Annotated in this window: 14 protein-coding genes; all 14 read left to right on the top strand. The window is 66.2% G+C overall.

Annotation, left to right across the window (positions count from 1 at the left end; all coding sequences use genetic code 11):
• Nucleotides 1–155 precede the first annotated feature (155 nt).
• The gene (parA, locus tag AB7O82_RS01225) at nucleotides 156–794 is read left to right on the top strand and encodes a ParA family partition ATPase (RefSeq protein ID WP_428618487.1); all 639 of its coding nucleotides are present in this window, start codon (nucleotides 156–158) and stop codon (nucleotides 792–794) included.
• Nucleotides 791–1,045: a hypothetical protein gene (locus tag AB7O82_RS01220; protein WP_428618484.1), complete on the top strand. Its 255-nt coding sequence runs from the start codon at nucleotides 791–793 to the stop codon at nucleotides 1,043–1,045. The genes parA and AB7O82_RS01220 overlap by 4 nt, the downstream gene beginning before the upstream one ends.
• Complete coding sequence (locus AB7O82_RS01215) at nucleotides 1,045–1,551, top strand: DUF2840 domain-containing protein (protein WP_428618482.1); 507 nt, start codon at nucleotides 1,045–1,047, stop codon at nucleotides 1,549–1,551. The genes AB7O82_RS01220 and AB7O82_RS01215 overlap by 1 nt, the downstream gene beginning before the upstream one ends.
• A complete protein-coding gene (locus AB7O82_RS01210) occupies nucleotides 1,548–2,060 on the top strand; it encodes a S26 family signal peptidase (protein ID WP_428618479.1) in 513 nt (170 codons plus the stop codon). Before AB7O82_RS01215 ends, AB7O82_RS01210 begins: the two co-directional genes overlap by 4 nt.
• 2 nt (nucleotides 2,061–2,062) lie before the next feature.
• Nucleotides 2,063–2,902 carry a lytic transglycosylase domain-containing protein gene (locus tag AB7O82_RS01205; protein WP_428618476.1) on the top strand — a complete coding sequence of 280 codons (840 nt, stop codon included), beginning with the start codon at nucleotides 2,063–2,065 and terminating at the stop codon, nucleotides 2,900–2,902.
• A 247-nt stretch (nucleotides 2,903–3,149) separates the two neighbouring features.
• Nucleotides 3,150–4,901, top strand: a complete 1,752-nt coding sequence (locus tag AB7O82_RS01200) for a relaxase/mobilization nuclease domain-containing protein (RefSeq protein ID WP_428618475.1) — start codon at nucleotides 3,150–3,152, stop codon at nucleotides 4,899–4,901.
• 109 nt (nucleotides 4,902–5,010) lie between these two features.
• Complete coding sequence (locus tag AB7O82_RS01195) at nucleotides 5,011–6,996, top strand: conjugal transfer protein TraG (protein WP_428618472.1); 1,986 nt, start codon at nucleotides 5,011–5,013, stop codon at nucleotides 6,994–6,996.
• A 5-nt stretch (nucleotides 6,997–7,001) separates the two neighbouring features.
• On the top strand, nucleotides 7,002–7,439 hold the full coding sequence (locus tag AB7O82_RS01190) for a CopG family transcriptional regulator (protein ID WP_428618469.1): 438 nt from the start codon (nucleotides 7,002–7,004) through the stop codon (nucleotides 7,437–7,439).
• Nucleotides 7,440–7,628: 189 nt separating this feature from the next.
• Complete coding sequence (gene trbB / locus AB7O82_RS01185) at nucleotides 7,629–8,546, top strand: P-type conjugative transfer ATPase TrbB (RefSeq protein WP_428618467.1); 918 nt, start codon at nucleotides 7,629–7,631, stop codon at nucleotides 8,544–8,546.
• Nucleotides 8,546–8,869, top strand: a complete 324-nt coding sequence (locus tag AB7O82_RS01180; RefSeq protein WP_428618465.1) for a TrbC/VirB2 family protein — start codon at nucleotides 8,546–8,548, stop codon at nucleotides 8,867–8,869. Before trbB ends, AB7O82_RS01180 begins: the two co-directional genes overlap by 1 nt.
• Nucleotides 8,869–9,138, top strand: a complete 270-nt coding sequence (locus AB7O82_RS01175) for a VirB3 family type IV secretion system protein (protein ID WP_428618463.1) — start codon at nucleotides 8,869–8,871, stop codon at nucleotides 9,136–9,138. The genes AB7O82_RS01180 and AB7O82_RS01175 overlap by 1 nt, the downstream gene beginning before the upstream one ends.
• 10 nt (nucleotides 9,139–9,148) lie before the next feature.
• Nucleotides 9,149–11,581, top strand: a complete 2,433-nt coding sequence (gene trbE / locus AB7O82_RS01170; protein ID WP_428618460.1) for a conjugal transfer protein TrbE — start codon at nucleotides 9,149–9,151, stop codon at nucleotides 11,579–11,581.
• Nucleotides 11,578–12,321, top strand: coding sequence for a P-type conjugative transfer protein TrbJ (gene trbJ, locus AB7O82_RS01165; protein WP_428618458.1), 744 nt, complete (start codon nucleotides 11,578–11,580; stop codon nucleotides 12,319–12,321). Before trbE ends, trbJ begins: the two co-directional genes overlap by 4 nt.
• The gene (gene trbK-alt / locus AB7O82_RS01160) at nucleotides 12,321–12,638 is read left to right on the top strand and encodes a putative entry exclusion protein TrbK-alt (RefSeq protein WP_428618457.1); all 318 of its coding nucleotides are present in this window, start codon (nucleotides 12,321–12,323) and stop codon (nucleotides 12,636–12,638) included. The genes trbJ and trbK-alt overlap by 1 nt, the downstream gene beginning before the upstream one ends.
• Nucleotides 12,639–12,641: the final 3 nt, after the last annotated feature.

Genomic DNA, 12,641 nt, shown 5'->3' with positions numbered 1-12,641 from the left:
ACTCAATACGTGATCATCGCACATTTTGGGGTCAGTTCACAAACATGGAACTATATCTATGGTCGCAAGTCCTTGTGCAGGCTCAGTTCCGCTTGCCCGCCAGTTCACGAAACCTCGAACACCGACACCCACTGCAAAACCGGGAGCGGCGCTCGATGATCGTCGCGCTGCTCAACCAGAAAGGCGGCGTCGGCAAGACGACGCTCGCCTTGCATCTCGCCGGCCAATGGGCCCGGCAAGGAAAGCGGATCACCCTGATTGACGCCGATCCGCAAGGCTCGGCGCTCGACTGGTCCGAGCAGCGCGGACGCCGGCGCCATGACCGTCTGTTCGGCGTCATTGGCCTGGCGCGCGACACGCTGCATCGCGAGGCGCCCGAGCTCGCTCGGCATGCCGATCACGTCATCATCGACGGACCGCCGCGCGTCGCCGCCCTGTTGCGTTCGGCGCTGCTTGCCGCTGACCTCACGTTGATTCCCGCGCAACCGTCGCCCTTCGACGGTTGGGCATCGGCCGAGATGCTGGCGCTGATCGCCGAAGCGCGTGTCTTTCGCCCCGAGCTCCTGGCCCGCTTCATTCTCAATCGCTGTCCCGCGCGCACCATCATCGCCCGCGAAACGGCGCATGGCCTGGCCGAACATGATCCGCCAGCGCTTGCGGCGCGCATCGGCCAGCGCGTCATCTTCGCCGACGCGGCGCGCACCGGCCAACTCGTCTTCGAGCAGGACGATAGCAGCTCGGCCGCGCGCGAGGTCGCGGCGCTGGCGGCTGAAGTCGAGAGGCTGGCGCCATGACCGCACGCAGCCCCAATAGCAGCTTCGCCACGCGTCCGCGCAACGCCGAGAGCTGGATCAAATCACCCGATCCCGCCTCGTCCGGCGCGGCGGCCGCAGACCTCTACACAGCCCGGCTCACCGTCGACATCACGCCCGCCTTGCGGGGCCGGATCAAGATCGCGGCTTTCCAGCGCGGCGTCACCGTTGCCGACATGCTGCGCGACCTGTTGGCGCGCGAATTTCCCGACACCGATGGAGACCGCTCGTGATGGCCGATTTCAACGCCGGCCGCGCGCCGCGGCCCGATGCCGGACCGTTCCTGACACATGTCGAGCTGACTTGGCTTGAAGGACGCATCGAGCACTGGATCCGCTTCGGCCGCGACGCCGGCGAGACGATCCTCGATCGTCGCCGCCGTGTGCTGAGCTTCGCGCCGCGCGGCGTCTTCGCCTTCGTGCGCTGGGCGTCTAACGATTTCGGCACGGTTGTCTCGCGCATCGACATCGTCCGCGCGATCGACCACGGCGAACCCTATCAGACGCTGCCCTTCGTCCGCCCCGGCGGCGACATTCTGTTGCGCATCAGCGGCTGGTCGAAGGTCGAGCGTGTCCTTCAGGCAATCGACGCGGTCGAGGCGCTCGGCATCGATCCTGCCGACGCCGCGCCGGATCACTGGCGTCATCTCCACAATCGCCTCATCGTCGGCCTGCCGTCGCGCCCCTATAGCCGCGAGCAGCATCGCGCCTGGCTGCTACGCCGAAGGCTTGCGCCATGACGCGCTTCGGCTTCGTCCTCACCACCTACGCAACAACGCTCTTCGTCGCGCTGTCGAGCCTCGTTCATCCCGCGCCGAAGCTGCTCTGGAACGCCAGCGCCAGCGTCCCGATCGGCCTCTATGCCGTGCGGCGCGCGCCTCCGCTGCATGTCGACGAACTGGTCGTAGTCCAGCCGCCGGCGCCTCTCGCGCAGGTCTTCGCCGCGCGCCGTTACCTGCCGCTTGGCGTGCCGCTCGTGAAGCACATCCTGGCGCTTCCCGGTCAGACCGTCTGCCGTATCGCACAGCGCATCACCGTCGATGGCACGGCCATGGGCGACGCGCTCGAACGCGACCGCCTCGGCCGTGTGCTGCCGGATTGGCAGGGCTGCCGCGTGCTCGGGCCGGACGAGGTCTTCCTCATGAATCGCACGCCACCGGACTCTCTCGACGGCCGGTATTTCGGGCCTCTGCCGACGACCAGCATCGTCGGCCGCGCCGATCCGATCTGGACTTACGCGGAGAACTGACCATGCCTCAACCATTCGCTCGGTCGGCTCCCGCGGCGTCGCCCCCGCCTCGCGACTCTTCCTCGTTCCCGGCCATCGCCGCACCTCTCGCTCGCTGTACCGGCTCACATCAATCGCACAAGCTTAGCCGTCACCTCTCGCTCGCGATCATAGCGGTGCTGTTGTCGGCGAGCGGCGTTGCTCATGCGCAGGCGGGCGACAGGCGTGTATCAGCGGTCACATCGGAGAGCGGTCGCTTTGCTCGGTTCGTGTCGGAAGCCGCGCTGCGCTTCGGCGTTCCGACGTCTTGGATCAACGCTGTCATCCAGGCGGAAAGTCGCGGGGTCGTGCACGCCGTCTCGCCCAAGGGTGCGATGGGGCTGATGCAGATCATGCCCGACACCTGGTCGGGATTACGCGCACGATACGGCCTCGGCGCCGATCCATTTGACCCGCACGACAACATCCTGGCAGGCGCGGCGTATCTTCGCCAGCTGCATGACCGCTACGGTGCGCTCGGCTTCCTCGCGGCCTACAACGCGGGTCCGGGACGGTATGAGGATCACCTTGCGACCGGGCGTCCGTTGCCGGCAGAGACGCGAGCCTATGTCGCTGCACTCGCGCCATTGCTGCGCGACGGCGGATCGGAACCGGGCAATATCATCACGGCGATCATCCGCTCGTGGACCGACGCACCGTTGTTTCCGGTGCAGCGCAGTGACGGTTCGACGATAGCGCCACCGTCATCGGATGGCGTGCTGAAACAGCGATCGATTGGAGCGTCGGCTGCCGATTGGACGGGCCTCGCGCCACAGTCTGAGGGACTGTTCGCGCGTCCGTCGGCCCGTGGGCCCAGGCCATGAGCCTCCTTTGGTCTCGTCTGGGTGTGGCGGGCAAGCGGACACGTTCGGATGTGGATGCAGGGGAGCGAAGACGACCAACCCACGGACGGCAAGGGAAAAGGCCGGCCTTCGGCGCGGCTTATGTGGTTGGGAAGATTGAGGAATTCACCGACACCAGAGACCCCCGCTGCTGGCGCTTTCTGCAAATTGTGCAAGCATTTCAAGGCTTCGCGCGCCGTCGCCTCAAACTGTCTCGGGTCGCTGCACCATGACGACGCGCGACGACGACCTGCGGGTCCGGCCCGGGCGCATCCAGCACGGCAACCGTGGCGGCAAGCGGCCACAGACCTTCGTCGGCGAGGTGATGCGGGCCGCGAAGAAGGCCGGCCATGTCGGCAACAGCTTCCGTTCGAGCCAGGGCCGCAGCCGGTCGCGCTTCGGACGCGGCAGGCGCGCGGCGGTCTCGATTCGATTGCGCTCGAACGCTCGCCGCGTGGTGATGAAGGCGCGCGTCGTGCGACACCACGGAGCGCGGTTTCGCTCGGCGCCGCTGCCCAAGCACATGGCTTACCTCAAGCGCGAGGGTGTGACACGCGACGGCGAGGACGCGCGGATGTTCGACGCGACCTCCGACACTGCGAATGAACGCGCCTTCGCCGAACGCTGCGAGGATGACCGCCATCACTTCCGCTTCATCATCTCGCCGGAAGACGGCGCCGAGCTCGGCGACCTCAAGACCTTCACGCGCGAGCTGATGCTCGATGTCGAGAAGGATCTCGGCACCAGGCTCGACTGGGTCGCGGTCGACCACTGGAACACCGACAATCCACACATCCATGTCCTCATCCGCGGCCGTGCCGATGACGGTCAGGACCTGGTCATCAGCCGCGAATACATCAGCCTGGGTTTTCGCGATCGCGCAGCCCAGCGCGTCACGCTTGAGCTGGGCCCGCGCAGCGAGCGGGAGATCCGCACGGCCCTCGAACGAGAAGTTGGATCAGACCGATGGACGAGCCTCGACCGGGCGCTGCGCGACATCTCCGACGAATGCGGCGGCGTCGCCGACCTGCGGCCCGGGCCTAACGCCGAGGACCCCGAGCTGCGCGGCTTGCTGCTCGGGCGGACGGCGAAACTCGAACGCCTCGGCCTCGCGGATCCGGTCGGCCCTGCCTGCTGGACGCTCAAGCCAGGGCTTGAACCGGCGCTCCGCCAACTCGGCATCCGGGGCGACATCATCAAGACGATGCACCAGGCGGTGAGCGTCGGCGGGCATGAGCCGGACGTCAGTTCTTTCGCTCTGCACGGAGAGGAGCCATCCGATCCAGTGCTGGGCCGGCTGGTTAAGCGCGGCCTCGACGACGAGCTCAAGGGGACCGCCTATGCGATCGTCGCCGGCGTCGATGGCCGCACCCATCATCTCAAGTTCTCCGATCTCGAGATGACCGGCGATGCGCCGGCGGGGGCGATCGTAGAGGCGCGGAGCTATGACGACTCGAACGGACGGCGCCGCCTGTCGCTCGCGACCCGCTCGGACCTTTCGATCGAGGCGCAAGTGACAGCGTCGGGGGCGACCTGGCTCGATCGACAGCTCCTGACCAAGGATGCGCCGCTCAGCAGCGGCGGGTTCGGCGCCCAGGTGCGCCAGGCTATGGAAGCGCGCGTCGATCATCTCGCACAGGAAGGACTCGCTCACCGGCAGGGGCAGCGGGTGATTTTCGCTCGCGATCTCCTCGCGACCTTGCGTCGGCGAGAATTGTACGACGTGGCGGCCAAGCTCGCTGCGGAGACGGGGCTCGCTTATCAGCCCGCGGCGGAAGGCGAGCGCGTCTCGGGCGTCTATCGGCAGCGGGTGACGCTCGCCGCCGGCCGGTTCGCCATGATCGACGATGGGCTCGGCTTCCAGCTCGTACCGTGGCGGCCGGCGTTGGAGAAGGAGCTCGGTCGTGAGGTGCGTGGCGTCATGGCCCCTAGCGGGAACGTGGATTGGACTCTCGGCCGGAAACGGGGGCTGGGACTATGACGATCCTGCTGCGAACCGTCCGATTACTGCGCCACCGTGTCCAGCCGCTTGAGCCCTCGCAGTCTGAGCTTGCGTCGGCCTTCCGCGACGCCGCTGATCTGGTCTCGCCATGAACCCGACCAAGATTCTTTGGGTCCAGATTCTTCTCGTCTGCGCTTCCGTGCTCGCCTTCATGTGGGCGGCAACGGAGTGGACCGCTTGGCAACTCGCCTTCCAACCCCAGCTCGGGCGCCCCTGGTTCACCTTGTTCGGCTGGCCGATATACCAGCCGCCGGCGTTCTTCTGGTGGTGGTTCGCCTACGACGCCTATGCCCATGAGATTTTCGTTACGGGAGGTTTCATCGCGGGCGCCGGCGGGATAGCCGCGTTCGTCGTGGCCGTCGCGATGTCGGTATGGCGGGCGCGCGAAGTGAAGAAGGTGACGACCTATGGGTCCGCGTGCTGGGCCGAGACGCGCGAGATCAAGCGGGCGGGCCTTCTCCATCCCGACGGCGTTCTGCTCGGTCGCTGGCGCGGCGCCTATCTCCGCCACCACGGTCCGGAACATGTGCTGTGCTTCGCGCCGACGCGTTCCGGCAAGGGCGTCGGCCTCGTCGTGCCGACGCTGCTGACCTGGTCTGGCTCGGCGATTGTCCACGACATCAAGGGCGAGAACTGGGGGCTGACCGCCGGCTGGCGGGCGCTGTTCGGGCGCGTGCTGCTGTTCGATCCGACCAACAAGCAAAGCGCCGCCTACAATCCCCTGCTCGAGGTCCGTCGCGGGGAGTGGGAGGTGCGCGACGTGCAGAACATCGCTGACGTCCTTGTCGATCCCGAAGGTGCTCTGGAGAAGAGGAACCACTGGGAGAAGACGAGCCATTCACTGTTGGTCGGCACCATCCTGCACGTGCTCTACGCCGAGGCGGACAAGACGCTCGCCGGCGTCGCCAACTTTCTTTCCGATCCGAAGCGCCCGATCGAGACGACGCTGCGGGCAATGATGACGACACCGCATCTGGGGACGAAGGGGGTTCATCCCGTCGTCGCGAGCGCCGCGCGCGAGCTGCTGAACAAGAGCGAGAATGAACGTTCCGGCGTTTTGTCGACCGCCATGTCGTTCCTCGGTCTCTATCGCGATCCCGTTGTCGCAACCGTCACGCGGCGCTGCGACTGGCGCATCCGTGATCTGGTCGAGGCCGAGCGTCCAGTGACGCTCTATCTCGTTGTCCCGCCGTCCGACATCAGCAGGACCAAGCCTCTTGTGCGCCTGATCCTCAATCAGATCGGTCGCCGCCTCACCGAGGAACTCGACTCGAAGCGGCGCCGGCATCGGCTGCTGCTGATGCTCGATGAGTTCCCGGCGCTCGGCCGTCTCGACTTCTTCGAGAGCGCGCTGGCCTTCATGGCCGGTTACGGCCTGAAGAGTTTCCTGATCGCGCAGTCACTGAATCAGATCGAGAAGGCCTACGGCCAGAACAACTCCATCCTCGACAATTGCCATGTGCGAGTGAGCTTCGCGACGAATGACGAACGCACCGCCAAGCGTGTTTCAGACGCGCTCGGCATGGCGACCGAGTTGCGTGCGATGAAGAACTACGCGGGCAGCCGGCTCAGCCCGTGGCTTGGGCATTTGATGATCTCGCGGCAGGAAACGGCACGCCCTCTGCTGACACCCGGCGAGGTGATGCAGCTCCCGCCCGACGACGAGCTGGTGCTGATGTCCGGCTGCGCCCCGATCCGCGCAACGAAGGCGCGCTACTACGAAGACCCGGAATTGAAGGCGCGCATCCTCCAGCCGCCGACGTTATCGAACCCAAGACCGACGCGACGCGGCGAAACTCCATCGCTCCCGCCAGATGGCGATTGGGCCGGTGCGGTTGTGCCGCCGCCCGCAGCGACCGCCACGGAAGATCCCGCCAACGCTGGCATCCGGCGCGAACCGGAATTGCCGGAGCATGAGGAAATCGTGCCGGAGCCGAAGGCACCCGTTCAGGAATTCGAGCCGATGGACGAGGAACCCGACGACGAGGTCCAGCGCCAGCGCATCATGCAGCGCACGTTCGGAGCTGTCGCCCGCCAGGTCTCCCTCGATCCCGGCGATGACATGCAGATGTGACGGCCATGCGTTCCAAGCACACCTTCCGCCTTCCACCGGACCTCGCGAACCAGCTCGCGGACTATGCCGCCCGCAAGCGCGTGCCGCAGGCCCTCGTCGTCGAAGCGGCGCTTGCCTCGCATCTGTCGCCCGATGGCGCCGACCGCTTGGAGGCCGCGCTCGCGAGACGGCTTGATCGTATGACGCGACAGATGGAAATGATCGAGCGGCACGTCACCATTTCGAACGAGGCGCTGGCAGTCTTCGTGCGTTTCTGGCTGACCAGCACGCCCGCCTTGCCCGACACCGCGCTTGCGGCCGCCCAAACCAAGGGGCGGGAGCGCTATGAGGGCTTCGTCGAGGCGCTTGGCCGAAGGCTGGCGCGTGGTCGCAAGCTTGCCGACGAGGTGAGCCAGGATATCGCCCCTGCGTCTGAGCAGGGACAGGCCGACAAGAACTCCTGACACCGTTCGTCCCAGCCGCCTGTCTTTCCATCCCAGAGCCCTCCCGCCTCATCATCGTTGTTGCGGAGTCCCATTTCCGGCTCTTTCTAATCAACCCCGCTGACATCCGCCTCTGAGTTGAGGCGACCTTGCGGGGCTCATGTGACGACAATCTCCCTCCGGTCTGAAGCTTTCGCCCGCGGCGCGCGCATGCTGCGCACCGCGCTCGGGCCGGCGATCTCCGCCTATCTCGAAGATCCGAGCATCGTCGAGGTGATGCTCAATCCCGACGGTCGCTTGTGGGTCGATCGGTTGTCGGGTGGCCTCGAAGATACCGGCTGCCGCGTCACGCCAGCGGACGCTGAGCGCATCGTACGCCTCGTTGCGCATCATGTCGGTGTCGAGGTCCATGCAAACAGTCCGCGCGTCTCGGCCGAGCTGCCGGAAAGCGGGGAACGGTTCGAGGGCCTGGTGCCTCCAGTGGTCGCGGCGCCGTGCTTCGCCATCCGGCGTCCGGCCGTCGCCGTGTTCACGCTCGACGACTATGTCGGCTCCGGCATCATCTCGGCGGCGCAGGCAGAGCTGCTGCGCGTCGCGGTCCGCGAGCGAAAGAACGTGCTCGTCGCCGGCGGCACCTCCACAGGCAAGACCACCTTGGTCAACGCCCTCCTCGCCGAGGTCGCCAAGACCGGCGACCGCGTCGTGCTGATCGAGGACACACGCGAGCTACAATGCGCAGCGCCGAACCTCGTCGCGCTCCGCACCAAAGATGGCGCGGCGTCGCTCTCCGATCTCGTCCGTTCGTCGCTACGTCTCCGGCCGGACCGCATTCCGATCGGTGAGGTGCGCGGCGCGGAGGCGCTCGACCTCTTGAAAGCCTGGGGCACCGGCCATCCCGGCGGCGTCGGGACATTGCACGCCGGATCCGCGATCGGCGCGCTGCGCCGTCTCGAACAGCTCATCCAGGAGGCCGTCGTCACGGTCCCGCGGGCGCTTATCGCCGAAACGATCGATCTCATCGCGGTCCTCGCCGGCCGCGGCTCCGCGCGCCGGCTCGCCGAGCTGGCGGTGGTGAAGGGCCTTGGCCCGACCGGCGACTACGTCCTCACCTCCGCAGGAGACTCGTGATGCTGCTCAATCGTGCTCGCCGTGCGTTCGCCATGGCTTCGGCCTTCATCTTCGTCGCGCTTGCGACTGCGCCGGCCTACGCCGCCGGCTCCAACATGCCCTGGGAGCAGCCACTGACCCAGATCCTGGATTCGATCCAGGGCCCCGTCGCCAAGGTCGTTTCGGTGATCATCATCATCGTCACCGGCCTAACCTTGGCCTTCGGTGAGACGTCCGGCGGGTTTCGGCGGCTGATCCAGATCGTCTTCGGTCTCTCGATCGCCTTCGCCGCGTCGAGCTTCTTCCTGACTTTCTTCCAGTTCGGCGGCGGAGCGCTGGTGTGATGGAGCACGATGCGGCCATCCCCGGCTTCTACGCGCCTGTTCATCGCGCGCTGACCGAACCGATCCTGCTCGGCGGCGCGCCGCGCGCGGTTGCGATCGTCAACGGCACGCTGGCGGCCGCCGTCGGCCTGGGTCTTCGCTTGTGGATCGTCGGCGGGGCGATTTGGTTGCTCGGCCACCTCGCCGCCGTGTGGGCCGCGAAGCGCGATCCCGCTTTTGTCGATGTGGTGCGCCGCCATCTGCGCTACCCGCAGCATCTGGTCGCGTGAGGTTCGAACGATGATGAACCTCACCGAGTACCGTCGCCGCAGCCAGAGCCTGGCCGATTTCCTGCCTTGGGCGGCCCTGGTCGAGAAGGGTGTCATTCTCAACAAGGACGGCTCCTTCCAGCGCTCGGCGTGTTTTCGTGGGCCAGATCTCGACTCTTCGACGCCGGCCGAGCTCGTCGCCATCACGTCGCGCCTCAACAACGCCCTGCGCCGTCTCGGCTCCGGCTGGGCTGTGTTCATTGAGGCCCAGCGCGTGCATGCGCATTGGTATCCCGTCGGCGAATTTCCTGATGCGACCTCGGCTCTGGTCGATGCCGAACGGCGCGCTCAGTTTCAGGAAGAAGGCGCGCATTTCGAGAGCCGCTATTTCCTGACGCTGCTTTGGCTGCCGCCCGCTGACGATGCCGCGCGCGCCGAGGCTTGGCTCTACGAGAATCGCGCACAGGGTGCCGCGGACTGGCGCGCCGCGCTGGATGGCTTCATCGACCGCACCGATCGTGTCCTCGCCCTGGTCGAAGGCTTCATGCCCGAAGCTGATTGGCTCGATGACAGCGAGACTCTCAGCTACCTGCATTCCTGCGTTTCGACACGTCGCCAGCGCGTGCGCGTGCCCGAAACGCCGATGTATCTCGACGCCATCCTGGTAGACGAGGACCTGACCGGCGGCCTAGAGCCCAAGCTGGGCCGCGCCCATCTGCGCACCCTCACGATCATGGGCTTTCCGTCGCAGACCTGGCCCGGCCTGCTCGACGATCTGAATCGGCTCGCCTTTCCCTATCGCTGGGCGACACGCGCGATCTGTCTCGACAAGACCGACGCGACCAAGCTGCTCGCGAAGATCCGTCGCCAATGGTTCGCCAAGCGCAAGTCGATCATGGCGATCTTGAAGGAGGTGATGACCAACGAGGCGTCGGTGCTGATGGACAGCGACGCCGCCAACAAGGCGCTCGACGCGGACGCGGCTCTGCAGGAGCTCGGCACGGACCTGGTCGGCGAGGCCTACATCACCGCCACCGTGACGGTTTGGGACGAGGACTCCCGCGTCGCCGACGAGCGCTTGCGTTTGGTCGAGAAGACTATTCAGGCACGCGACTTCACGTGCATGCGCGAAGGCGTCAACGCGATCGAGGCCTGGCTCGGATCGCTCCCCGGCCACGTCTACGCCAATGTGCGTCTGCCGCCTGTCTCGACATTGAACCTGGCGCACATGATGCCGTTCTCGGCGGTCTGGGCCGGGCCGGAACGAGATGAGCATTTTCAGGCGCCCCCGCTGTTCTTCGCCAGGACCGAGGGCTCAACGCCGTTCCGATTCAGCCTCCATGTTGGCGATGTCGGTCACACGCTGATCGTCGGCCCGACCGGCGCCGGCAAGAGCGTCCTGCTCGCACTGATGGCGTTGCAGTTCCGGCGTTATACGGGCGCCCAGGTTTTTGCTTTCGATTTCGGCGGCTCGATCCGTGCCGCTGCGCTGGCGATGGGCGGCGATTGGCACGATCTCGGTGGCGCGCTGGCCGACAACGCGAGCGCGCCCGTCGCCCTTCAGCCCCTCGCGCGCGTCGATGACGCCGGCGAGCGTGCGTGGGCCGCGGAATGGATCGCGGCGCTGCTTGCCCGCGAATCCGTGACCGTCACGCCCGAGCTTAAGGAGCATTTGTGGTCTGCTCTGACCTCGCTCGCCTCCGCGCCGGATACAGAGCGGACGATCACCGGTCTTTCCGTCCTCTTGCAGTCCAATGCGCTCAAGCAGGCGTTGCAGCCCTATACGGTCGCCGGACCTTGGGGCCGGCTACTCGATGCGGAGACCGAACGCCTTGGGGAGGCGGAGGTGCAGGCCTTCGAGACCGAGGGCCTGATCGGCGCCGGCGCTGCGCCTGCCGTTCTGTCCTATCTCTTTCACCGGATCGAAGATCGCTTCGACGGCCGACCGACCTTGCTCATTGTCGACGAAGGCTGGCTCGCGCTCGACGATCCCGGTTTCGCGGGGCAGCTTCGCGAGTGGCTGAAGACGCTGCGGAAGAAGAACGCCTCCGTCATCTTCGCCACGCAATCGCTCGCAGACATCGACGGCAGCGCCATCGCGCCCGCGATCATCGAGAGCTGTCCCACACGGATTCTGCTGCCGAACGAACGCGCGCTCGAGCCGCAGATCGCGGCGATCTACGGGCGCTTCGGTCTCAATGACCGGCAGATCGAGATTCTGAGCCGGGCCACGCCCAAGCGCGAATACTACTGCCAATCGCGCCGGGGCAACCGCCTTTTCGAGCTTGGACTCTCTGAAGTCGCGCTCGCCTTCACCGCCGCATCCTCAAAGACCGACCAGACCGCCATCGATCAGATCCTCGCGGCCCATGGCCGCGAAGGCTTCGCCGCCGCGTGGCTGCGCCGCACGAACCTCGACTGGGCGGCCGACATGCTCACCCGCAACCAGGAGGTTTCCTCATGATCGCCCGTCGCCTGCGCGCCGGTCTCGTAACCGGCGTCGCTGCCTTGTCCATTGCCGCGCTCAGCGTTCCGGCGCGCGCCCAGTGGATCGTGTTCGATCCGACCAACTATGCGCAGAACATCCTGACCGCCGCGCGCGAGCTTCAGCAGGTCAACAATGAAATCCAGATGCTGGAGAACCAGGCGACATCGCTGATCAATCAAGCGCGCAATCTTGCAAGCCTTCCGTATTCCTCGCTCGCTACACTCGAACAGTCGATCGCCCAGACACAGCAGCTTCTCATCCAAGCGCAGCGCATCGCCTACAGCGTCAGCACGATCGACCAGGCGTTCACGCAACAATATCCGCAAGCCTATTCGAGCGGGACTTCATCGCAGCAGCTTCTCGCCGACGCGCAGTCACGCTGGCAGAACGCTCGCGCCGGATTCCAGGACACCATGCGCGTGCAGGCCGGCGTCGTGCAGAACCTCGACTCGACACGCACCCAGATCGACGCGTTGGTGACGGCGAGCCAAGGCGCTACCGGCGCGCTCCAAGCCGCGCAGTCCGGCAATCAGCTCGTCGCCATCCAGACCAAGCAGCTCGCCGACCTCACCGCTGTCATGGCCTCGATCGCGCGAGCCCAGAGCTTGGACGCCGCCCGCCAACTCGAGACCCAGGCCCAGGCGCAAGCGCAGATGCAGAACTTCCTCAACTATGGCTCGGGCTATCAGCCCGGCAATGCGCAGATGTTCCACTGATGCGCGGCCGTTTCCTCAATCTTCCCGCCATTGCGCGCGCCGTCGGCTTCGCTCTGGTCGGTATCGCAATTATCGCCGCCACGCTGCACTTTCGTGAGGCTCAATTGCGCTCGCCGGACCACGCTGCAAGTCCCGCGGCGACCTCCGATCCGCTCTCGGACGAACTGAAGCGGTGCCAGGTCCTCGCCGCGCAGGCGAAGGACGATGCCGATTGCGAAGCTGCCTGGGCCGAGAGCCGCCGCCGCTTCTTCACCTACCAGCAGCCGCCCAACACCACGACCCCGTCCGCAGCATCAGCCAAATCTCCCGACAGGTAAACG

This window comes from Reyranella sp., from assembly GCF_050185545.1.
GTDB lineage: Bacteria > Pseudomonadota > Alphaproteobacteria > Reyranellales > Reyranellaceae > Reyranella.
The sequence above is the reverse complement of the archived record's forward strand: the minus strand, read 5'-3'. Positions and strand labels throughout refer to the sequence as shown.

Excerpts from the sequence above, each read along its gene's own strand:
- AB7O82_RS01220 (WP_428618484.1), top strand. The coding sequence starts at position 791 with ATGACCGCACGCAGCCCCAATAGCAGCTTCGCCACGCGTCCGCGCAAC.
- trbB (WP_428618467.1), top strand. The coding sequence starts at position 7,629 with ATGCTGCGCACCGCGCTCGGGCCGGCGATCTCCGCCTATCTCGAAGAT.
- trbE (WP_428618460.1), top strand. The coding sequence starts at position 9,149 with ATGATGAACCTCACCGAGTACCGTCGCCGCAGCCAGAGCCTGGCCGAT.
- AB7O82_RS01180 (WP_428618465.1), top strand. The coding sequence starts at position 8,546 with ATGCTGCTCAATCGTGCTCGCCGTGCGTTCGCCATGGCTTCGGCCTTC.
- trbK-alt (WP_428618457.1), top strand. The coding sequence starts at position 12,321 with ATGCGCGGCCGTTTCCTCAATCTTCCCGCCATTGCGCGCGCCGTCGGC.
- AB7O82_RS01210 (WP_428618479.1), top strand. The coding sequence starts at position 1,548 with ATGACGCGCTTCGGCTTCGTCCTCACCACCTACGCAACAACGCTCTTC.
- parA (WP_428618487.1), top strand. The coding sequence starts at position 156 with ATGATCGTCGCGCTGCTCAACCAGAAAGGCGGCGTCGGCAAGACGACG.
- AB7O82_RS01175 (WP_428618463.1), top strand. The coding sequence starts at position 8,869 with ATGGAGCACGATGCGGCCATCCCCGGCTTCTACGCGCCTGTTCATCGC.
- AB7O82_RS01190 (WP_428618469.1), top strand. The coding sequence starts at position 7,002 with ATGCGTTCCAAGCACACCTTCCGCCTTCCACCGGACCTCGCGAACCAG.
- AB7O82_RS01200 (WP_428618475.1), top strand. The coding sequence starts at position 3,150 with ATGACGACGCGCGACGACGACCTGCGGGTCCGGCCCGGGCGCATCCAG.
- AB7O82_RS01215 (WP_428618482.1), top strand. The coding sequence starts at position 1,045 with ATGGCCGATTTCAACGCCGGCCGCGCGCCGCGGCCCGATGCCGGACCG.
- AB7O82_RS01195 (WP_428618472.1), top strand. The coding sequence starts at position 5,011 with ATGAACCCGACCAAGATTCTTTGGGTCCAGATTCTTCTCGTCTGCGCT.
- trbJ (WP_428618458.1), top strand. The coding sequence starts at position 11,578 with ATGATCGCCCGTCGCCTGCGCGCCGGTCTCGTAACCGGCGTCGCTGCC.
- AB7O82_RS01205 (WP_428618476.1), top strand. The coding sequence starts at position 2,063 with ATGCCTCAACCATTCGCTCGGTCGGCTCCCGCGGCGTCGCCCCCGCCT.